Genomic DNA, 21,903 nt, shown 5'->3' with positions numbered 1-21,903 from the left:
ATGGGAAAAGTGTTAGCGATTAATGCAGGAAGCTCATCTTTGAAATTCCAATTATTTGAAATGCCAGAGGAAACGGTTTTAGCGAAAGGGTTAATGGAACGTATTGGTTTTGATGGTTCTGAATTTACTTTAGAATATAATGAAACAGAAGAAGTATTCAAACAAGATATGCATGACCATGGGGAAGCGGTGGATTTATTATTAAAAGAACTACTAGCTTCTCGTGTCATTGAATCATTAGATGAAATTATTGCTGTTGGACATCGTGTCGTACATGGTGGGGAACATTTCAGTAAATCAGTTAAAATTACAGATGAAGTGATTGAGATTATTGAAGGAGTATCAGAGTTAGCGCCATTGCACAACCCGCCTAACTTGACTGGTATTCGCGCTTTTTCGGAAGCGCTACCAAATATTCCAATGGTTGCAGTATTTGATACAGCATTCCACCAAACGATGCCAGAGAAATCTTATATTTATAGCTTACCGTATGAGTATTATGAGAAATATGGTATCCGTAAATATGGTTTCCACGGTACATCCCATAAATATGTTGCGGAAAAAGCAGCAGAACTTATTGGACGCCCATTGGAAGATTTACGTTTAATTACTTGTCATTTAGGTAATGGAGCTAGTATTACAGCGGTAGAATATGGTAAATCGATTGATACGTCCATGGGATTCACTCCTTTGGCTGGGGTAACGATGGGGACGAGGTCTGGAGATATCGATCCAGCTATTATTCCATATATTAAAGAAAAAACAGGCATGGACGCGTCTGAAGTTGTAAACGTTTTAAATAAAAAGAGTGGGTTATTAGCATTGTCTGGTATTTCAAATGATTTACGAGATATTAGAGCGGCAGCAGAAAGTGGGAATGAGCGTGCAATCTTAGCGTTAGAGATTTTTGCGGCGCGTATTCATCAATATATCGGTTCATATGCTGCACGTATGGCTGGAGTGGACGCTATTATATTTACAGCTGGTGTGGGAGAAAACAGTGACATCGTTCGTGAGAAAATCTTAACTGGTTTAGAATTCATGGGTGTGTACTGGGATCCAAAATTAAATGCTGGTTGTCGTCAGCAGGCTGAATTAAGTTACCCGCACTCACCTGTCAAAGTCTTTATTATTCCTACAGATGAAGAAGTCATGATTGCAAGAGATACGTATGAACTATCTGGAATCGCAGTAAATTAATCATTTAAAAAAACCTCTAGAGTTAGAATCCCATCTAATTCTAGAGGTTTTTTATGTGATGGAAAATTTCAGTATTCATGAAAAACGATAGATGATTAAACTATTCGCCACGAATCTTGTAGCAAGTGAATGGATGACAGTTTCTACATAATTAGAAAACGTTTACACTTTTTCATTATATATGATAAAATATACCTATACATAAAATAGTGTTAAATACCTAATTTGTATTGGAGGAGAGAAGTGTGAAACGTATTTTTAATGGAAAAGCGGTCATGATAGACGATAACCCTATTGCGAGTTGGTTATTTTCCAATAGTGCATCTGCACCGATTTGGCTAATTTTCCGAATGTATTTAGGGGTGACATGGTTAAATGCCGGTATAAGTAAAGTGACGAATGAGAGGTGGGTTGGTGCGGAAGCGGGTACTGCATTAACGGGTTTTATTCGTGCTACATTAGAAAAAGCATCAACAGGGGAAGTGCCAAGTTGGTATGTATTATTTTCGGAAAAAGTGGTGTTACCGAACGCTGCCTTTTTCTCGTTTATAGTAGCTTGGGGAGAAGTGTTCGTAGGTGTTGGTTTAATCATTGGGATGTTAACTGGGATTGCTGCGTTTTTTGGTGCGTTTATGAATATGTCCTTTTTATTAGCCGGAACCGTTAGTATCAATCCATTTATGTTTATCATCTCTATTTTGCTTATGTTAGGATGGAAAGTTGCTGGCCATTATGGGGTGGATCAATATTTACTTCCAAAATTAGGGACGCCGTGGGCACCTATGAATCCGAACGTGGATGACGGAAGGCTTGACTCTTTAAAATATTTTCATTATGTTGATTAAAGAGGAGCGTGATCATCGTGCATGAAGTAGAAGAAAAATCTGTCCGCTGTTTTGTGGCGACAATTAGTGATACTAGAACGGTAGAAACGGATAAAAGCGGGAAATTAATTCGTCAATATTTAGAAGACAATCATCATGTTTGTGTCGACCATCAAATTATTAAAGATGAGGAAACTTTAATTAAGGAAGCAATTGAAACACAGTTAAAAAATAACACAGTGGATGCCATTTTATTAACTGGTGGAACTGGTATTAGTAAACGTGATGTAACGATTGAAGTGGTACAATCGATCATTGAAAAAGAAATCCAAGGTTTTGGTGAGATTTTTAGAATGATTAGTTATTTAGAGGACATTGGGGCTAGGGCGATTATGTCACGAGCGATTGCAGGTACCGTAGGGGAGAAAGTTATTTTTGCTATGCCTGGTTCATCAGGTGCAGTAAAATTGGCGATGGAAAAGATTGTGTTACAAGAACTTTCTCATATTGTACATGAATTACATAAATAAAGAAGAGGCAGAAGCGATGTAAGAATCGTCTCTGCCTCTTTTTTTCATTTTCATTTAGCGTACAATTAATACGTCACACTTAGAATATCTAGCAACTGCTTCTGATACACTTCCGATTAGGAATCTTTCTACTGCGTTTAATCCTGTCGCACCAACGACAATTAAATCAGCTTCGTTTTCAACTGCAATCTCTTTAGAAATTGCGACTTTAGGTGAACCGTATTTGATGACTAAGTCTACATCTTCTAATCCTGCGTCTTTAGCATTTTGTACATATTCATTTAGTAAGTCTTCTGCATATTTTTGAGCGCGCTCAGATAATGAACGATCATATGCTTCAGCTGTTGCGAATGTACGTGAATCAACCACATGTGCTAATATTAAAGTTGCGCCGTTTTCTTTTGCTACGTCTACTGCTTTGTTAAATGCTTTTTCAGATGCTTTTGAACCGTCTACTGCGATGATAATTTTTTTATAATTCTCTGCCATTCCAAATTCCTCCCTAAATAGTCAATTCCTATCTAAGTCCTATTATAACATGAAATAATGGTAAAATGGAAAAGGTTTACATGAAAATTTTGTGAAATATGAGAAAATAGAGGAAGAGGAAAGAATGAACAAAATATAATGAAAAAATAATGCATTTTTACATAATATTTGTTAAAATTAATATTGTTTCATCTTTAAAAATTAAAAAGAGGTGCAGAATTGTGAGAATTGGAATACCTACTGAAATATTAAACAATGAAAATCGTGTAGCTTTAGCCCCAAGTGGAGTAGTAACATTAACGAATGCAGGACATGAAGTCTTTGTACAAGCCGGTGCAGGAGAAGGGTCCAGTTTTACAGATGAGGCCTATAAAGAAGCAGGAGCGACAATCGTAGCAACGGCAAAAGAAGCTTGGGCACATGAATTAATTTTAAAAGTAAAAGAACCATTAGAAGAAGAGTTTGCTTATTTAAAAGAAGATCAAATTATATTTACATATTTACATTTAGCCTCTCAACCAGCATTGACGAAACAATTAGTAGAGAAAAATGTGACAGGTATCGCATACGAGACTGTACAATTACCAAATCGTTCTCTACCACTTTTAACACCGATGAGTGAAGTGGCAGGATATATGGCAACACAAATTGGTGCGCAATATTTAGAGAAAACAAAAGGCGGAAAAGGTGTATTATTAGCTGGTATTTCTGGTGTAAAACGTGGAAAAGTAACGATCATCGGTGGTGGGGTCGTTGGAACGAATGCAGCAAAATTAGCAGTAGGTCTAGGGGCAACGGTAACTATTTTTGATTTAAACCCTACAAGATTGAAAGAATTAAATGATTATTTCGGAAATTCAGTGAATGTCCTTATGTCAAATCCAATGGAAATTGCGGAGGCAATTCGTGAATCTGATTTAGCCATCGGTTCTGTATTAATTCCAGGTGCAAAAGCGCCAGTACTTGTGACAGAAGAGATGGTACAATCTATGGGAGAAGGATCTGTAATTGTAGATGTTGCTATTGACCAAGGTGGAAATTTTGCGACGAGTGAACGTACTACGACACATGATGAACCGATTTTTGTAAAACATGGTGTACTTCATTATGCAGTGCCAAATATGCCGGGAGCAGTCCCACAAACAGCAACCATCGGCTTAACCAATGCAACGGTTCCATATATTTTACAGATTGCAAACAAAGGATATAAAAAAGCAGCGTTAGAAAATGAAGCATTATTAAAAGGAATTAATACAGTTCAAGGAAAAGTGACAAATGAAGGAGTAGCATCCGCATTAGACTATAACTTTGTGGATCCTAAATCATTACTTGTTTAATGGAAATTGAATGAGTGCCGATCGTTTATCTATTATTGAATGACAAATATAGAAAATAAGTGCAATTACTAATGAATGTTTATGTTGCTTCATTAGTAATTGCTTTTTTATGCATTTGAAAACCCCTGGCTCAAGTTGATTATCCGATATTTAAAGTTGCAAGAATACCCGTCAAAGTTGCAAGAATATCGGTGGAAGTTGCAAGAATCCCTGCCGAAGTTGCAAGAATACAAGCCGAAGTTGCAAGAATACCGGTGGAAGTTGCAAGAATCCCTGCCGAAGTTGCAAGAATACCATTCAAAGTTGCAAGAATATCGGTGGAAGTTGCAAGAATCCCTGCCGAAGTTGCAAGAATACCAGTCAAAGTTGCAAGAATATCGATCGAAGTTGCAAGAATACCATTCAAAGTTGCAAGAATATTAATCGAAGTTGCAAGAATCCATGCCAAAGTTGCAAGAATGCAAGCCGGAGTTGCAAGAATATCGATCAAAGTTGCAAGAATACAACCCCTAGTTGCAAGAATACCCCAGAGAACAAACCACTAGTTCCCACAGGTAGTTTTGAATTTTTAAAAGAGAAATAACAGGTTGTTTTGTCATATAAAAATAGCACACTCTGATATACCATACATAAGATGTCATTATAGAATGTATGTAAAGGAGAAGGGCCTATGAATGAAACTAGAAATTCAACGGTTGAATGTTCGAGCTGTGGAAGAAAATTTGTACCAGGTAGTTGTTTGACGCCTGAGGAAGTGACGGTGGATTATGGTAATGAGCCATTTGTAACTGACATAGAGGCTGAAACGAAACGTAATCATTATTTCCGTCGGGCTTTATGGACTGGGAAATACTTACAAGTAACCCTTATGAGTATAAAGGTAGGGGAGGATGTAGGGCTTGAACGTCATGATGAAACAGATCAGTTTTTGAGAGTGGAAAAAGGAAAAGGACTTGTTCAAATGGGAAACAATCCCAACGAACTTCATGTAGAACACAAGGTAGAATCAGATTCAGCCATTATGGTGCCAGCAGGTATGTGGCATAATATTACTAATACTGGGAATACTCCCTTAAAGTTATATTCTATTTATGCTCCTCCTGAACATCCATTTGGAACGATTCATCGAACAAAAGAAGATGATATACATTAAAAAAGTAAAGGATAACTATTATTGAAAAGTATGGTCATGTTTATCGGGATAAGATAAATATGGCCGTTTTTTTACCTTCGTCCAAAGCACTTTTAAATGGATGATATATCTTGAAACTAAATGTCTTTCTTCTTTTTGTAATCGCTTTATTTATGATACACTAAGAAGTAAAAGGATGTAAGGAGAGATAATCAATGAAAATTACGTATCATGGACATTCAGCAGTAAGTATTGAAACAGACTCACATCGTATTTTAATGGATCCTTTCATTACGGGTAATAGTTTAAGTGATTTAGATCCAAACACTGTCGAAGCGGACGTTATTTTATTAACCCATGGACATAATGATCATGTAGGGGATGCATTTGCCATTGCAGAGCGTACAGGAGCACAAATCGTTGCGATAAATGAGCTCGCTGTTTATGCCACGCAAAAAGGATTACAAGCACATGGCATGAATATTGGTGGTGCATTTGAATTTGATTTTGGGCGTGTGAAATATACACAAGCCTTTCATAGCTCTTCATACGAGGAAGAAGATGGCACATTTATTTATACAGGTATGCCAGCGGGAATTATTTTAACGATAGGTGATAAAACTATTTATCATGTCGGTGATACGGCATTGTTTTCTGATTTAAAATTAATTGGTGAAAGAAATGATATTGATGTCGCATTTATTCCGATTGGGGATAATTTTACGATGGGACCGGAAGATGCACTTCTTGCGGCGGAGTGGATCAATGCGAAAAAAGTGGTTCCTGTTCATTACAATACATTTCCAGTAATTGAGCAAGATCCGGATGCGTTTGTTGCCAAACTAACGAATAGTGAAGGCTTCGCATTAAAAGCGGGGGAAAGTATTACATTATAAGTTTCACAAAGTTCCAAAATAGGAAAGTAGTATTACCTTGAAGAAAATTTTAATAGTAGGGGTATGTTAGATTATCGTGAAAAAATAATATATATAATTTTAATCATATTTGTTATATTAGTACTTTTTTCTGTCATTAGTACGCTCATGCTTCAAAATGGATAGAAATCAATTTTATTATTTTATGTATTACTAATTAAGTGTTTTTGCGTTAAACTGGTATGCTGATAGCGTGCCAGTTTTTTTGTGTTTCCAATAACAAGTTTTCAAACTGATCCTCAAACATATTTCTTCTCCGTACTGCTCAATATACACATGTTTTGTTCCTAACTTTTTTTATGGACGTATGATTCGAAATACCTTGCGAAAACAGCATTATATACACTATTTATTTCGAGAAAATCAAATTTGTTTAGTTACGTATTATTTCCTATACATCCGTAAAATTATATTTATAATATTACGTAATATTATCATGATAGGTGGTGTAACATGGGTGGAAATAATATTGTTTTTCATTATAGGTGCCGTGTTTGGTTCATTTTTTAATGTAGTTGGTTTACGAGTACCGTTGAAAAGGTCATTTGTACAAGGGCGTTCCGCTTGCCCACATTGTAATGTTACATTAAAATGGCTACATTTAATGCCGATTGTATCCTACTTATTACAAAGACGAAAATGTCCTTATTGTAAAATGACGATCCCGATTATTTATGTGGTGACAGAATGTATGACGGCAGCTTTATTTAGTTATAGTTTTATCATGTTCGGCTATTCGGTGGAACTGATCAATGCATTGCTACTCATTAGTATGTTGATGATTATTTTTGTCTCTGATATGACCTATATGGTCATCCCGAATAAAATTTTGCTATTTTTCCTTCTATTATTTATGTCTATCCGTCTATGGATGTTACCTGATTCGTTTTTGATGGCTGTTTTCGGTGCTTTCGTTGGGTATAGTTTCATTGCCGTCATTATTTTATTCAGTCAAGGTGGAATGGGGGCAGGCGATATGAAACTATTCGGTGTTTTAGGGTTTATATTAGGGTGGAAATACGTCCTAATTACATTTTTTATCGCTGTATTTATCGGAGGCATATTAAGTGTGATCTATCTTCTCCGAAAGAAAATAAAAAGTAATGAAGCTATTCCATTTGGGCCTTTTATTGTCGTTGGTGCATTAATGACCTTTTTTAAAGGGGATGTATTTTTAAATTTTTATTTACAATTTTTTGTTTCATAAAGGTAAATGTCCTTCATATTTATAAAACGCGTGCATATAGTATGTGATAGATAGATGTAGGAGGGAAATTTTTTATGAAAATATATTCTGTTGTTCGAATCATTTTTGCGTTTTTTTTAATGGTGCTTGCATTTCCGTATATTTTACAAATAGAAACGACACTACAAGCGATTTTTTGGACAGTATGGGCATTGTTTTTCTTTTCCATCATTGGAGGAAATTTAGCAATTTTACTACACGTAACACCTGTACCTGTAATGGAACAGCAAATGTCTGAAAATATGGAACAACGCCCATATAAAAGAGCACGACAGAGATAATTACGCAAAATGGCGTGTTTTGATTGAGCTATTTGAAAAACATCTGTATAATAATTTTAATGTAACAGACTAGTACAGATGAAAGCTTGGTGATTTTAATGGCTACAAAACACGAACAAATTATTCGACATATTATGTCATTGGAAGTCGGACATAAAATTTCTGTGCGCCAAATTGCAAAGGAACTGGATGTAAGTGATGGGACGGCTTATCGTGCCATTAAGGAAGCAGAAAATCAAGGGTTAGTAAGTACGATTGAACGTGTCGGAACCATTCGAATTGAACGAAAAGAAAAAGAACATTTCAAACGACTCACATTTGCAGAAGTAATTAATGTGGTGGACGGACAAGTGTTAGGTGGCCGTGGTGGTTTACATAAGACATTAAATAAATTTGTCATTGGTGCCATGCAGTTAGAAGCGATGATGCGTTATACAGAGGCAGATTCGTTATTAATTGTTGGTAACCGTGTAAAAGCACATGAACTAGCATTAAAAGCTGGAGCAGCTGTTCTAATTACCGGAGGCTTTGATACGAAAGAACATATTAAAAAATTAGCCGATGAAAAAAACTTACCAATTATGTCGACGAGTTATGATACATTTACGGTTGCAGAAATGATTAACCGTGCAATTTATGACCAAATGATCAAAAAAGAAATTGTCTTTGTAGATGATATTTATACTCCATATGATGAAGTACACCATTTATACAATACCGATACGGTTCGTGATTGGTACAATTTAAACGATATGACAAAACATACACGTTTTCCAGTTATTGATGATGATGGAAAAGTATGTGGGATGGTGACATCAAAAGACGTTGTTGGCATTAATCATCAAACAAAAATTGAAAAAGTGATGACGAAAAATCCATTTACCGTACAGCCGAAAACATCTTTAGCATATGTTGCTCACCTGATGGTATGGGAAGGGATTGAAGTAGTGCCAATCGTTGGTCCGGTTCATGAATTAGAAGGACTTGTTTCCCGGCAAGATGTATTAAAAGCATTAAACGAAATGCAGCGACAGCCACAAGTAGGGGAAACAATTCATGATGTCATTTCTCGTGGATTAAATGGAGAAGAGGCCGACCCGACGGTGCTTCATACAGAAGTGACGCCACAAATGACGAACCAACTCGGTACATTAGCAAACGGGGTCCTAACAACATTAATTACAGAAGCGAGTGCACGTTTACTCATCCATTTGAAAAAAGGAAATATGGCAGTGGAAAGTTTAAATGTCTATTTCATTGAACCAGTACAGATGGATAGTAAATTAACGATAAAACCAAGATTGCTTGATGCAGGGCGTTTATATGCAAAAATTAATGTCGAAGTATATAACGGAAAACATTTAGTTGCACAAGGAATGCTCATGGCACAACTTTTAGATAGGTAAAAAAATAGGATGAGGTTGGACACTATGAAAGTGTGTGGAAACAAATTGTCCCTACTTTCTATTTGACCGAACCTCATCCTACTTTCTATTTATTCATTTGGATGTAGTCTTTTATATTCGTTACGATAATGTTTTGCTTCTTTAAAGCCATCAAACATTTGTAGTCCACCAAGGAAGAGGAAGACGACACTGATAAATAAGACTAATTTCGTTTGGTAGGCAATATACTGGTTTATACCGAATGAAAATAAAAATAAACCTAAAAAAATTCGTGCTTTCGCATTGAAATACCTTTGTGTAAGTCCATCTTTCGTTTTTAAGATAGCTACTTTATAATAAATGTAGAGCACGATAGAAATAACAATTAGTGCTGCAAAAATAAACATAAGTAACACGACTCCTATATTCAAGATTCTATTACTATTGTAGCGACAAAATTAAATAAATGCTAGAGATATTCATGATATAACGAAACTCATGGGAGGAATAACAATGCCGAAACAACAAATATTAGATGCGATAAAAGAAAATGATACGATTATTATACACCGCCATGTCCGTCCAGATGCGGATGCAGTAGGGTCACAATGTGGTTTGAAGGAAATGATTCGCACAACTTTTCCGGAGAAAAACGTATTTGTTGTAGGGGAGGAAGACCCTGCCCTATCATTTCTTGCGGTAATGGACGACATTGCTGATGATGTGTTTACAGATGCACTTGTCATAGTATGTGATACGGCTAATACCGGTCGTATTAGTGATGAGCGATATACATTAGGGAAAAAAATAATTAAAATTGATCACCATCCAAATGTAGATCCTTACGGAGATATCATGTGGGTGGATACGACGGCTAGTTCTACTTCTGAAATGATTTATGAACTATTTTTATTTGGAAAAGATGAATGGAAATTAAGTGAACAAGGAGCAAAGCTTATTTACGGTGGAATCGTTGGGGACACAGGGCGTTTCTTATTTCCTAGTACGAATAATAAAACATTCCGTTATGCGGCAGATTTAATTGAATATCCATTTGATCGTCAAGCATTGTACGATGGATTGTACGATGTGGAGGCAAAAATCGCTCGTTTACGTGGATACATTTTACAAAATTTTACATTAACCAAATCAGGTGTTAGTAAAATCGTATTATCGAAAGAAATTTTGGAGAAATTTGATGTACTTCCGTTAGAAACAGGAAATTTAGTTGGAACGTTAGGGGAAGTGAAAGGAATTAAAGCATGGATCTTTTTTGTGGAGGAAAAAGATGTTATTCGTGTTCGTTTACGCTCAAAAGGGCCAATCATTAATGAGCTTGCACGAAAATATAATGGTGGGGGACATCCATTAGCTTCAGGGGCCACTGTATCCTCTTGGGAAGAAGCAGACCGTTTTATGGAAGACTTAGAGGCACTTTGTGCAGCATACAAAGCATAATAAAAAAGAGCTAGACCGTTAAGGAGTACAGAGAAAACATAAAAGGAGGAAGAGTGGAACTTACTTTTTATGTTGGATGTAATGTTCATTAAACGGTTCTACGCTCTTTTTTTGTCTGTTTATTCATTGGATTGAAGGTTTTCAGGGATAAACCAGCAACCACCATTAATTTCTTCCAATGTTACACACAAATCTTCTTTATGAATCCCACGCTTAATAAGTCGGATAAATTCAGGCGATTCCGCATACACTGCTCGTCCCTCTTTTAACAAAGCAATTTTCTCATCCCGCATTTCTCTACGATCTAAAACAGTCATCGGTCATCCTTCCTTTCCATTTTTTCTATTTCTACAAATAATGATCTTACTATCATTTTATCGGAAATTATCTGCTTATACTATAAAATTTTTGTAAAATTCAAAAAATGTTCACTAATTGACCTTTTTTAATTGAATAAATAATGTAAGCTTTTCATAAATGAATAATTTTTTTACTTGGAGTTCAAAAGTTAAGTCATCTATTGTATAGACATTATTTTCAATTAATTTAATAAGGAGGGTATCGTTTTCTGCAACACTTTGTACAGGTTTTCCGATAAACGTTTCCAATTCTTTCTTAATCATATTTGTTAATTGGTGTTGGATGAGTGCATCTTGTTGAAACTGTTTTTCGTTCGTAAAGCGTACTTCTGTTGAACCGATCGTATATGGCATCGTTTGTTCTAACTTTTCTTTTTGTTCAATAAGGGCATCATATTGTTTCGTTAATGTAGCCATATCTGCATGTAATTGAATGTTTTTAGCTAGAAGACTTTCATACATTTTTCCGTACATAAATGTAAATACGGTGTAAGCTATGACAGCGCCGAAAAACATCCCGGCGAGAAATTTTTGCCATGTCGGTTTTTGATGGTAAGGTGAAAAATGCATTACGTAACATCCTTAATAATGAACCATGATAAAATTAAAAATGCTGTTTTCACACCGAACATAGCAGAAATAATAAATAATAATTGTTTAAATAAATCTAATGTAGAGCCATCTAAAAAGCCACGTTGAAAATTTTCAATGACATCAAATGTCCCTCCGATTGCCGCGACGATGGCCCAAATTTTTAAGGATTGCGCAATACGTAACATGGCATTTAATGGGGCTTCACCAGTGAGGAAAGAACCGATACTACCGATAATTGCTCCACCGATGATGACACCGAGGGCAATAAAGTAACAATGTATAAATGAAGTAAAAAAACGTTCTTCCATTGTACAACCTCCGTTTCACATTCAATATATGCATCGTTTATGTATTCTATGAGACAAATCGATATAATAGATATACTAACAATTAAAGGTAGGGAAGATAATGTCATTTACACATTTACAAGTACGAAGTGGCTATAGTTTATTTCAAAGTACTATGACGATTGATAAAATTGTCGAACATGCTGAAATGTTAAATTATCGTGCAATAGCCTTGACAGATGAACGCGTTTTATATGGAGCAGTGGCATTTTATGAGGCTTGTATTGGTCGTGGCATTCAACCTATTTTAGGACTAGTTGTTCCTTATGTATATGAAGAAGTATCCATTCCAATTATTTTTTACGCGAAAAATAATACAGGATATGAACAGCTAATCAAAATGTCAACGGTATTAGAAACGGAAGAATCGCCTACGATAGAGGAATTAGCAAGGAATGAACTTATTGCGATTATTCCAGCAGATAATGAGTATGTACAAAAAACATGGACGGAAGACCAACTAAATGGATTCTTTCAATCTGTTTCATCGAACATGAATATAGAAGACCTATATATTGGTGTCTCCGATAGTATGTTGGTAGATACATATATAGATAAAATACGTACAGTCGAACAAACATTTCGTATAAAAGCTGTCGCCATTCATGATGTTCGTTATGCAGAACAAAAAGATTCTATCGCATATGACTGTTTGCAAGCGATGCATGATGGAAGAAAATGGGATGAGAAAAACGTACAAGAAAAACAAGTGCGATATATGAAATCAGAAGATGAGATGAAACGAGCGTTTCATTATTGGCCAGAGCTAATAGATCGCACAGAAGAAATTGTAGACAAATGCCACATACATTTTGATTTCAATCGAGTTCAACTACCGGCATTTCCAGTACCAGAAGGAGAAACGGCAGCATCGTATTTGCGAACATTATGTGAAAAAAATATACGGGAACGATATCCAGAACAACAAGATGCAGCGAAAAAACGTCTAGACATGGAACTCCAAGTCATTCATGATTTACAATTTGATGATTACTTTTTAATTGTGCAAGATTTTGTACAATATGCAAAAGACAATGGGATTGTTGTCGGTCCTGGTCGTGGATCCGCAGCAGGATCTATCGTTAGTTATTTATTGCATATCACAGATGTCGATCCATTAAAATATGATTTGCTTTTTGAGCGGTTTCTAAATCCGAATCGAGTATCGATGCCAGATATCGATATTGACTTTTCAGATAATCGTCGAGATGAAGTGATCCAATATGTGAAACAAAAATATGGAGAAGATTATGTGGCACAAATTATTACATTCGGCACCTTTGCAGCTCGCTCTTTGTTACGTGAATTAATGAAGACGATGCAAGTGCACGACGAAGACCAACAATATATTTTAAGGAAACTTCCACAACAGCGGCAATCAACGATTTTAGAAGTGGTGCAAGATTCTCCTGATTTAAAAAATTATATTAAAGCTTCCGAAAAGTTGCGCCGTCTATTTTCTATTGCGATGAAATTGGAAGGACTGCCACGCCATATATCGACACATGCGGCAGGAATTGTCATCGGGAAAGAGAAATTAATCCAACATGTTCCATTAACACATGGTATTCATGAGACGTACTTAACACAGTATGCAATGAATGAACTCGAAAAAATCGGTCTTTTAAAAATGGATTTATTAGGATTACGTAATTTAACTTTATTAGAGCGAATTGTCACATCCATTGAACGGACCGAGAAAGTAAAGTTGGATCATTTGCATCACTTACCGGAAAACGATCCTAAAACATTTGCATTACTCCAAAAAGGACAAACAAATGGTGTTTTCCAATTAGAATCTGATGGAATGAAAAGTGTGTTACGTCGATTAAAACCGACATCTTTGGATGATATTGTCGCCGTAAACGCTTTGTACCGTCCTGGACCGATGGACTATATTTCCACTTATATTGAAAGAAAACATGGAACGACAAAATTTTCCTATCTGCATCCTGATTTAGCTCCAATTTTAGAAAAAACATACGGTGTTTTAATTTATCAAGAACAAATTATGCAAATCGCCCATACTTTTGCAGGGCTTACTTTAGGAGAGGCGGATATTTTACGACGTGCGGTAAGTAAAAAAGACCACAGGGAAATGGCGCATATAAAAGAAAAGTTTTTACAAGGATGTGCCAAAAAAGGCTATGATGCAGCGATCGCAGAAGAAGTATTTTCTTGGATTATAAAATTTGCAGATTATGGGTTTAATAAAAGCCATTCTGTTGCATATAGTAAAATTTCCTATCAATTAAGTTATTTAAAAGCGAATTATCCGACACATTTTTTTGCACATATATTAAGTTCCGTCGCAAATGAACCAGAGAAAATGATTTCGTATATAAGTGAGGCGAAACAATTCGGGATTCAACTATTACCTCCTTCTGTCAATAAAAGCTTTGCTTATTTTTCTGTGGAGGAAGGGAATATTCGAACAGGTCTTCTTGCTATGAAAGGAATTGGCTATGAAACAGCTAAATTAATCATTCAGGCACGTAAAGATGGAGCCTTTAAAGATTTATTTGATTTTACATTTCGTTGCAAAGGCTTAAAGCGAAATGCATTGGAAACCTTTATTTTAGCCGGGGCATTGGATGATTTATATGATAATCGAGCTAGTTTACTCGCTTCGATTGATCAAGCCTATGAACGAACAGAGTTATTTGGTAGCACATTATTTTCCAAGATGGATATGTCAACCGCCTATGTGGAAATGGAAGACTTTTCTTTAATGGAAAAATTGCAAGATGAAAAAAATATTTTAAATATGTATGTATCGAGCCATCCTTTTGAAAGTATTCGAATGAAATTATCTTTAGAAAAGGTCCAATCGATTGCACAAATAAAGGAGTTAGCAAAGAATACCCAAATACGTACAGTCGGCATTATAGAAAGTTTTCGTAAAACACATACGAAACGAGCTGAAACGATGGCATTTGCTACAATATCGGATGAATTTTCGGAAATAGATATCGTAGTATTTCCATCTGTGTTTAGACAAATTAGTCATTGGTTTAAAGAAGAAAGTATTGTGATGATTCAAGGAAAAATAGATAGTTTCCGAGAGAAAAAGCAACTTATTGCAAACGAAATTACTGTATTTGATTTAGAAGCATGGAAAAAAACTGCTCCAAAAACGGTATATATTAAATTAACGAAAGATCGTTCTCGTGAAGAAGCGCTATCTTTTTTACGTCGTATGGCACAAACGAAAAAAGGAGATGGACACATCGTCATTTTTGATGAACGAGAGAATAAAGCATATATGTTAGAAAAGCAATATAAACTAAATGTAAACGATGAAATAATGCAACAATTATATACATTTTTCGGGGCTGATTACGTTGTATTAAAATAAATAATCACTTATGATAAGAAAAAAACCTATCTTTTTAAAAATCTTTTGCTATAATAATAAATATTATACACATGCAACTTTGCGAAACAGACATGCGGAAAGAGAAATGAAGGAATGAAAGGGCGAATGTATACAATGTCAAAATTAAGAGATGAAGCTTTACATATGCACAAAGTGAACCAGGGAAAGTTAGAAGTACAGACAAAAGTAGAAGTAAAAAATTCGGAAGACTTAAGTTTAGCTTATTCACCAGGTGTCGCAGAACCTTGTAAAGAAATCCATAAAAACAAACAAACTGTGTATGATTATACAATGAAAGGCAATATGGTTGCAGTTGTTAGTGATGGTACAGCGGTATTAGGTTTAGGGGATATTGGTGCAGAGGCTTCCATGCCAGTTATGGAGGGGAAGGCTGTCCTGTTTAAATCCTTTGCTGGAGTAGACGCATTCCCAATTTGTATTGGATCAAATGATATTGACGATATCGTCAATACAGTGAAATTAATTGAGCCAACATTCGGTGGAGTAAATCTAGAGGATATTGCAGCCCCAAATTGTTTTATTATTGAAGATCGTTTAAAAAAGGAAACAAATATTCCTATTTTTCATGATGACCAACACGGTACGGCAATTGTGACGGCTGCAGGATTATTAAATGCATTAAAATTAGTAAAAAAATCATTTAAAGAAATTAAAGTGGTTGCAAATGGTGCTGGAGCGGCAGGAATTGCAATTATAAACTTATTAAATCAATTCGGTGTGGGCGAAATTATTATGTGTGATTCACAAGGAGCCATTTACGATGGACGCCCTAGAAGAATGAATAAAGTCAAAGAAATTGTGGCGAAAAAAACGAACCCGAAAAAATTAGAAGGATCATTAGAAGATGTTATTGAAGGTGCAGATGTATTTATCGGAGTGTCTGTTGGTGGCGCATTAACAGAATCAATGGTGAGAAAAATGAACAAAGACCCAATTATTTTTGCAATGGCCAACCCTGATCCAGAAATTTTACCAAACGACGCGAAAATAGCTGGAGCGAAAGTAATCGGTACGGGACGATCAGATTTTCCGAACCAGGTGAATAACGTGTTAGCATTCCCAGGAATTTTCCGTGGTGCATTAGACGTTCATGCGACAAGAATAAATGAAAAAATGAAAATTGCAGCAGTAGAAGCAATTGCAGGATTAATTGATGAATCAGAATTGAACGAAGATTATGTCATTCCAAATCCGTTTGATGCACGTGTTGCACCAGCTGTTGCTAAAGCGGTTGCAAAGGCTGCGATGGAAAGTGGCGTAGCGAGAATCGAGGTAGATCCTGAGGAAATTGCTGAAAAAACGAGACGATTAAGTGCGTTAGACAGCAATTAATATTTGATACATTGCCTCCTTATACATTAAAATAGAAAAGATGATAAAAATACTAGAAATGTATAATTTTTTAAAGTATAGTAAAAATGAACATGATAATGTATCTCTATAGTTATATATTATTGGAACTTATACATCTTATTTTTTATACATAACATGTTCAGAAGCAATGTGAATAAGGAGGGAATTCATTGCTGAAAAAAATCTTTACAAGAAATAAAAATAACGTCGTCATACCAGACGAAAAAGCCAAATCAGAAGTACCAGCAGGCATCATGATGAAATGTGATCATTGCTCACAAATATATTACAGAAAAGAATTAGAAAAAAACAATCACGTTTGTCCTAATTGTGATTTTCACCACCAGCAAAATGCTTGGGAAAGAATTAATAGTCTGTTTGATGAAGGAACATTTGAAGAATGGGATAAAGAATTAGTCTCAGAAAACCCAATGGACTTTCCAGAATATATGGAAAAAGTGAACAAAGACCGTGAGAAAACAGGGTTAAATGAAGCGGTTGTCACGGGTAAAGGACTAATTGGAGGATATCCGACGGCTTTTGCTGTAATGGATGCAAACTTCCGTATGGGAAGTATGGGCTCGGTGGTCGGTGAAAAAATTGCTCGAGCAGTTGAACGCGCAAGAGAACTTTCGATACCGTTTATCATTTTTACCGCATCAGGTGGAGCACGAATGCAAGAAGGTGTCTTAAGTTTAATGCAAATGGCAAAAACATCTGTTGCTATTGAACGTTTATCTGCAGCGGGCGGCCTAATGATTTCCGTCATGACACACCCGACAACAGGTGGAGTGACGGCAAGTTTTGCATCGTTAGGTGATTACAACTTTGCCGAACCAGGTGCTTTAATCGGGTTTGCTGGAAGACGCGTAATTGAACAGACGACACGTGAAAAGTTACCGAAAGACTTCCAAACGTCTGAGTTTTTATTTAAACATGGACAACTGGACCGTATCGTTCATCGTCATGAAATGAAAGAATTGCTAACGACCATTTTAGCATTACATGCAGTAGAGCAAGTAGCAGAAGAAAAAACTCCTGAAACAAAGGTCGTTTCAGTTGAAGGAGGACAAACTCGATGAATCAAGTGCTAGAATTTGAAAAACCAATCGTTCATTTACAAGATAAAATAAATGAATTAAAAGCTCTATCACAAACGAGTGAAATTGATTTAGCGGAGGAAATCGATACGTTAGAAAAACGTTTAAAAAAATTATCAGACGATATTTATTCGAACTTAAAACCGTGGGATCGTGTGCAAATTGCACGTCATCAAATGCGTCCAACGACATTAGATTATGTACAGCATTTATTTACGGATTTTATCGAATTTCATGGAGATCGCTATTTTGGTGACGATGAAGCGATTGTTTCAGGGATTGCTTTTTATCATGGCAAACCAATAACGATTATTGGTCATCAACGTGGAAAGAAAACGAAAGAAAATATTCGTCGGAATTTTGGGATGCCACACCCTGAAGGATATCGAAAAGCAATTCGTCATATGCAACAAGCAGAGAAATTTCATCGTCCAATTGTTACGTTTATCGATACGAAAGGGGCAGAACCTGGAAAAGCGGCTGAAGAACGTGGACAAAGTGAAGCGATTGCATACAATTTAAAAGAGATGGCAGGATTAAAGGTGCCAATTATTTGTATCGTAATCGGTGAAGGTGGAAGTGGTGGAGCATTAGCATTAGGCGTTGGAAACCACGTGCATATGTTAGAGAACTCTACTTACTCGGTTATTTCTCCAGAAGGTGCTGCATCTATCCTTTGGAAAGATGCCACTCAAGCGCAAAAAGCGGCTGAGTCTATGAAAATTACGTCGTATGATTTAAAGAAATTCCATATTATTGATGAAATTATTCCTGAACCTCAAGGTGGAGCACATCGAAATGTGGAATTACAAGCTGCCAATATTGATAAAGTATTGCAACAATCCATCAATATATTAACGAAAGAAACAGAAGAGGCCTTATTAACCCAACGTTGGGAAAAATTTAAACAGATGGGCGAATTTGGCGAAGTATAATAATGGATAATGAAAAGGATGGTCTTATAAATGTGATAAGATAGAGGTAATAGAATTATTTTCTATTACGAACTACTTATGATACGTTTATAATGGCCATCCTTTCTCCATGTAAGGGAATAGTATGTATTAAATGTAGAAAAACGTTATGCCAAATCAATATTTAAACAAAAAAAGTTATACTAATTCATGTTTCAATGCTTCAATGTAGGAGGTACAAAATGAAAAAAATTGGTCTGTTAACGAGTGGTGGAGATGCACCTGGAATGAATGCAGCTATTCGTGCGGTCGTACGCAAATGTTTTTATCATCATATCGTTCCAATTGGTATTTATAATGGGTTTGATGGTCTAATAAAAGGGAATATGAAACGAATGGAACTTGGTTCTGTTGGAGATATTATTCATCGAGGTGGAACAATTCTTTATTCCGCTCGAAGTAAGGAATTTATGACAAAAGAGGGGAAACTTTTGGCTGTCAATCAATTGCGTAAACATGAAATCGATGGATTGGTCGTTATCGGTGGTGATGGAAGTTTAAAAGGGGCGCAATCTTTAGTGGAACTTGGCATTCCAACTATCGGCATTCCGGCGACAATTGATAATGATCTTGCTCGTGTAGATCGAACCATTGGCTTTGATACGTCATTAAATACAGTGATTGAAGCAATTGACAAAATCCGTGATACTGCCACATCTCATGAGCGCACATATGTGATTGAAGTAATGGGAAGAAATGCTGGAGATATTGCCCTTTATGCTGGGTTAGCAGGTGGTGCGGAAAGTATAATTATTCCAGAAATTGAAACGACGATGGAAGAAGTCGTATGCCGTTTGAAAAATGGACAAGAACGTGGCAAGAAACATAGTATTATCGTTCTTGCTGAAGGAGTTGCCGAAGGGTTTAAATATGGCCGTAAAATAGAAGAATTATCTGGTCTTGAAACAAGAGTAACAGTATTAGGGTACATCCAGCGTGGTGGCACACCAACTGCCACTGACAGAGTCCTCGCAAGTATATTAGGTGGAAAGGCAGTCGATTTATTATTAGAAGGTGAAAAAAGTAAAATTGTCACCATGTGGAAAAACGAATTAATTCCACAAGATTATGAGGTAGTGTTACAAGAAAAACATGAAGTTGACGAATATTTATATCATTTATCAAAACAATTATCAATATAAAATTAGACAGAAGGATGGGAGTTATGAATATGCGAATGCGTAAAACGAAAATAGTTTGTACGATTGGTCCGGCGTCCGAATCAAAAGAAAAACTACGAAAACTAATGATTGGTGGCATGGATGTCGCACGCCTAAATTTCTCACATGGAGATTATGACGAACATCGTGAACGAATTAAAAATATTCGTGAAGTAGCGAAAGAATTAGATAAAACAGTAGCTATATTATTAGATACACAAGGACCAGAAATTCGTACGAAAACATTTAAAGGAGGAGAAGCATTTTTAAAACGTGGTGAACAAGTGATCATTAGTATGAATGACGTCGAAGGAACGGAAGAACGTTTTTCGGTCACGTATGATAAATTAATTCATGACGTAGAAACTGGCACCGTCATCACATTAGATGATGGATTAATTGCATTAAAAGTAACCGCAATTGATTACGATGCAAAAGAAATTGTGACGGAAGTTGTGAATAGCGGTATGGTGAAGAACCGAAAAGGTGTGAACATTCCAAACGTTCGTGTCAACTTACCTTCGATGACCGAAAAGGATCGTTCAGATATTCTTTTCGGAATTGAAGAAAATGTTGATTTTATTGCTGCTTCATTTGTACGTCAAGCAGAAGATGTGTTGCAAATTAAAGAATGGTTAGAAAAACATGGCGGGCACGATATTCAAGTTATTTCAAAAATTGAAAATCGTGAAGGGGTCGACAATTTTGATAAAATTTTAGAAGCAAGTTACGGTATTATGGTTGCTCGTGGAGATTTAGGGGTTGAAATTCCTGCTGAAGAGGTACCACTTGTACAAAAAGATTTAATTCATCGTTGTAACTTAATTGGAAAACCAGTTATTACCGCAACACAAATGTTAGATTCCATGCAATGGGACCCACGTCCAACACGTGCGGAAGCTTCAGATGTTGCGAATGCTATTCTAGATGGAACCGATGCGATTATGTTGTCTGGTGAAACCGCAGCAGGGGAATTCCCAGTAGAATCTGTTGAAATGATGCATACCATTGCATATAAAACAGAAACTGGATTAGACCATGCTCAATTACTTAAAAATCGTTCGCGTAAAATTGAAATGACCATTACCGATGCAATTAGCCAGTCTGTTTCACATACAGCCGCAAATTTAGGGGTAAGTGCTATTTTAACTCCAACACAATCAGGGCATTCTGCTCGTATGATTTCGAAATATCGTCCAGAAGCACCGATTATCGCGGTGACATTTTCGGAAACCGTATTACGTCGCCTTTCATTAACTTGGGGAGTTTATCCCGTTATAAGTGAACAGGCACATACGACGGATGAAATTTTAGATACGGCAATTAATAAAGGACTTGAGACGAATTTATTTAAACGAGGAAGTAAAGTAATTATTACCGCTGGTGTACCAGTAGGTGTGACAGGTACAACGAATTTAATGAAAGTACACGTAATTGGGAATGTCATTACAAAAGGTCAAGGTGTAGGTCGTCATTATGCATATGGAAAAGCAGTCGTAACAAATGATGCAGAAGATGCCAATGCACGAACAAAACCTGGTGATATTATAGTGACACATGCAACAGATCGTGATATGATGCCGGCAATTAAAAAAGCAGGTGGTATTATTACGGTGGAAGCTGGATTAACTTCCCATGCAGCTGTCGTTGGTTTAAGTGCAGGTATACCTGTAATTATTGGGGTAGAGGATGCGTTTACGTCCATTAAAGATGGTGAAGATATTACGATTGATGGTGGAACAGGAAATATTCACCAAGGTCATGCAAGCGTACTGTAAGATTCCTCGTATGTAAGAAAG

General features: G+C 36.2%; 22 protein-coding genes. 17 read left to right on the top strand and 5 right to left on the bottom strand.

From position 1 onward, the window contains the following. From WKT09_RS06740 to WKT09_RS06730, 3 genes are all read left to right on the top strand, one after another. Entirely contained in the window at window positions 1-1,200 is a 1,200-nt protein-coding gene (locus tag WKT09_RS06740; RefSeq protein WP_340415306.1) for an acetate kinase, read from the top strand. Between the two features lie 245 nt (window positions 1,201-1,445). Next, window positions 1,446-2,045 carry a TQO small subunit DoxD gene (locus WKT09_RS06735; protein WP_340415305.1) on the top strand — a complete coding sequence of 200 codons (600 nt, stop codon included), beginning with the start codon at window positions 1,446-1,448 and terminating at the stop codon, window positions 2,043-2,045. 11 nt (window positions 2,046-2,056) lie between these two features. After that, on the top strand, window positions 2,057-2,554 hold the full coding sequence (locus WKT09_RS06730) for a MogA/MoaB family molybdenum cofactor biosynthesis protein (RefSeq protein ID WP_340415318.1): 498 nt from the start codon (window positions 2,057-2,059) through the stop codon (window positions 2,552-2,554). A 54-nt stretch (window positions 2,555-2,608) separates the two neighbouring features. On the opposite strand, the gene WKT09_RS06725 is transcribed toward WKT09_RS06730, so the two are convergent. Continuing rightward, the gene (locus WKT09_RS06725; protein ID WP_340415304.1) at window positions 2,609-3,043 is read right to left on the bottom strand and encodes a universal stress protein; all 435 of its coding nucleotides are present in this window, start codon (window positions 3,041-3,043) and stop codon (window positions 2,609-2,611) included. A 221-nt stretch (window positions 3,044-3,264) separates the two neighbouring features. Between WKT09_RS06725 and ald the strand changes: the two genes are divergently transcribed. The 7 genes from ald (at window position 3,265) to WKT09_RS06690 (ending at window position 9,380) form a co-directional block, all read left to right on the top strand. Beyond that, window positions 3,265-4,380: an alanine dehydrogenase gene (ald, locus tag WKT09_RS06720; RefSeq protein ID WP_340415303.1), complete on the top strand. Its 1,116-nt coding sequence runs from the start codon at window positions 3,265-3,267 to the stop codon at window positions 4,378-4,380. Between the two features lie 156 nt (window positions 4,381-4,536). Further along, window positions 4,537-4,803: a hypothetical protein gene (locus WKT09_RS06715; RefSeq protein WP_340415302.1), complete on the top strand. Its 267-nt coding sequence runs from the start codon at window positions 4,537-4,539 to the stop codon at window positions 4,801-4,803. Between the two features lie 247 nt (window positions 4,804-5,050). Next, window positions 5,051-5,533 carry a cupin domain-containing protein gene (locus tag WKT09_RS06710; RefSeq protein ID WP_340415301.1) on the top strand — a complete coding sequence of 161 codons (483 nt, stop codon included), beginning with the start codon at window positions 5,051-5,053 and terminating at the stop codon, window positions 5,531-5,533. Window positions 5,534-5,727: 194 nt separating this feature from the next. After that, entirely contained in the window at window positions 5,728-6,408 is a 681-nt protein-coding gene (locus WKT09_RS06705) for a metal-dependent hydrolase (RefSeq protein WP_340415300.1), read from the top strand. A gap of 508 nt (window positions 6,409-6,916) precedes the next feature. Further along, window positions 6,917-7,654, top strand: a complete 738-nt coding sequence (locus WKT09_RS06700) for a prepilin peptidase (protein WP_340415299.1) — start codon at window positions 6,917-6,919, stop codon at window positions 7,652-7,654. Between the two features lie 74 nt (window positions 7,655-7,728). Next, window positions 7,729-7,974: a hypothetical protein gene (locus WKT09_RS06695; protein WP_340415298.1), complete on the top strand. Its 246-nt coding sequence runs from the start codon at window positions 7,729-7,731 to the stop codon at window positions 7,972-7,974. A 98-nt stretch (window positions 7,975-8,072) separates the two neighbouring features. Further along, window positions 8,073-9,380 carry a DRTGG domain-containing protein gene (locus tag WKT09_RS06690; RefSeq protein ID WP_340415297.1) on the top strand — a complete coding sequence of 436 codons (1,308 nt, stop codon included), beginning with the start codon at window positions 8,073-8,075 and terminating at the stop codon, window positions 9,378-9,380. Between the two features lie 89 nt (window positions 9,381-9,469). On the opposite strand, the gene WKT09_RS06685 is transcribed toward WKT09_RS06690, so the two are convergent. Further along, window positions 9,470-9,766: a YtpI family protein gene (locus tag WKT09_RS06685; protein WP_340415296.1), complete on the bottom strand. Its 297-nt coding sequence runs from the start codon at window positions 9,764-9,766 to the stop codon at window positions 9,470-9,472. Window positions 9,767-9,872: 106 nt separating this feature from the next. Between WKT09_RS06685 and WKT09_RS06680 the strand changes: the two genes are divergently transcribed. After that, on the top strand, window positions 9,873-10,817 hold the full coding sequence (locus WKT09_RS06680) for a DHH family phosphoesterase (protein WP_340415295.1): 945 nt from the start codon (window positions 9,873-9,875) through the stop codon (window positions 10,815-10,817). Window positions 10,818-10,936: 119 nt separating this feature from the next. On the opposite strand, the gene WKT09_RS06675 is transcribed toward WKT09_RS06680, so the two are convergent. The 3 genes from WKT09_RS06675 to WKT09_RS06665 all read right to left on the bottom strand — a co-directional run bounded on the left by WKT09_RS06675 (window position 10,937) and on the right by WKT09_RS06665 (window position 12,078). After that, entirely contained in the window at window positions 10,937-11,134 is a 198-nt protein-coding gene (locus WKT09_RS06675; RefSeq protein ID WP_340415294.1) for a hypothetical protein, read from the bottom strand. 114 nt (window positions 11,135-11,248) lie between these two features. Continuing rightward, window positions 11,249-11,746 (bottom strand): sporulation membrane protein YtrI, encoded by a 498-nt coding sequence (ytrI, locus tag WKT09_RS06670; RefSeq protein ID WP_340415293.1) that lies wholly within the window; start codon window positions 11,744-11,746, stop codon window positions 11,249-11,251. Beyond that, window positions 11,746-12,078 carry a YtrH family sporulation protein gene (locus WKT09_RS06665; protein WP_336266830.1) on the bottom strand — a complete coding sequence of 111 codons (333 nt, stop codon included), beginning with the start codon at window positions 12,076-12,078 and terminating at the stop codon, window positions 11,746-11,748. The genes ytrI and WKT09_RS06665 overlap by 1 nt, the downstream gene beginning before the upstream one ends. Window positions 12,079-12,178: 100 nt before the next feature. Between WKT09_RS06665 and dnaE the strand changes: the two genes are divergently transcribed. From dnaE to pyk, 6 genes are all read left to right on the top strand, one after another. Continuing rightward, a complete protein-coding gene (gene dnaE, locus WKT09_RS06660) occupies window positions 12,179-15,475 on the top strand; it encodes a DNA polymerase III subunit alpha (protein WP_340415292.1) in 3,297 nt (1,098 codons plus the stop codon). A gap of 135 nt (window positions 15,476-15,610) precedes the next feature. After that, window positions 15,611-16,849, top strand: a complete 1,239-nt coding sequence (locus WKT09_RS06655) for an NAD(P)-dependent malic enzyme (protein ID WP_340415291.1) — start codon at window positions 15,611-15,613, stop codon at window positions 16,847-16,849. Between the two features lie 191 nt (window positions 16,850-17,040). Continuing rightward, window positions 17,041-17,952 carry an acetyl-CoA carboxylase, carboxyltransferase subunit beta gene (accD, locus tag WKT09_RS06650; RefSeq protein ID WP_340415290.1) on the top strand — a complete coding sequence of 304 codons (912 nt, stop codon included), beginning with the start codon at window positions 17,041-17,043 and terminating at the stop codon, window positions 17,950-17,952. After that, the gene (accA, locus tag WKT09_RS06645) at window positions 17,949-18,905 is read left to right on the top strand and encodes an acetyl-CoA carboxylase carboxyl transferase subunit alpha (RefSeq protein WP_340415289.1); all 957 of its coding nucleotides are present in this window, start codon (window positions 17,949-17,951) and stop codon (window positions 18,903-18,905) included. The genes accD and accA overlap by 4 nt, the downstream gene beginning before the upstream one ends. A 221-nt stretch (window positions 18,906-19,126) precedes the next feature. Beyond that, window positions 19,127-20,086, top strand: a complete 960-nt coding sequence (gene pfkA / locus WKT09_RS06640) for a 6-phosphofructokinase (RefSeq protein WP_340415288.1) — start codon at window positions 19,127-19,129, stop codon at window positions 20,084-20,086. 35 nt (window positions 20,087-20,121) lie between these two features. Continuing rightward, entirely contained in the window at window positions 20,122-21,882 is a 1,761-nt protein-coding gene (gene pyk / locus WKT09_RS06635; RefSeq protein ID WP_340415317.1) for a pyruvate kinase, read from the top strand. Window positions 21,883-21,903 lie beyond the last annotated feature (21 nt).

The sequence above is a fragment of the Pseudogracilibacillus sp. ICA-222130 genome (assembly GCF_037892545.1).
GTDB lineage: Bacteria > Bacillota > Bacilli > Bacillales > Amphibacillaceae > Pseudogracilibacillus.
Note: the sequence above shows the minus strand (reverse complement) of the source record. Positions and strands in the feature narration are given on the sequence as shown.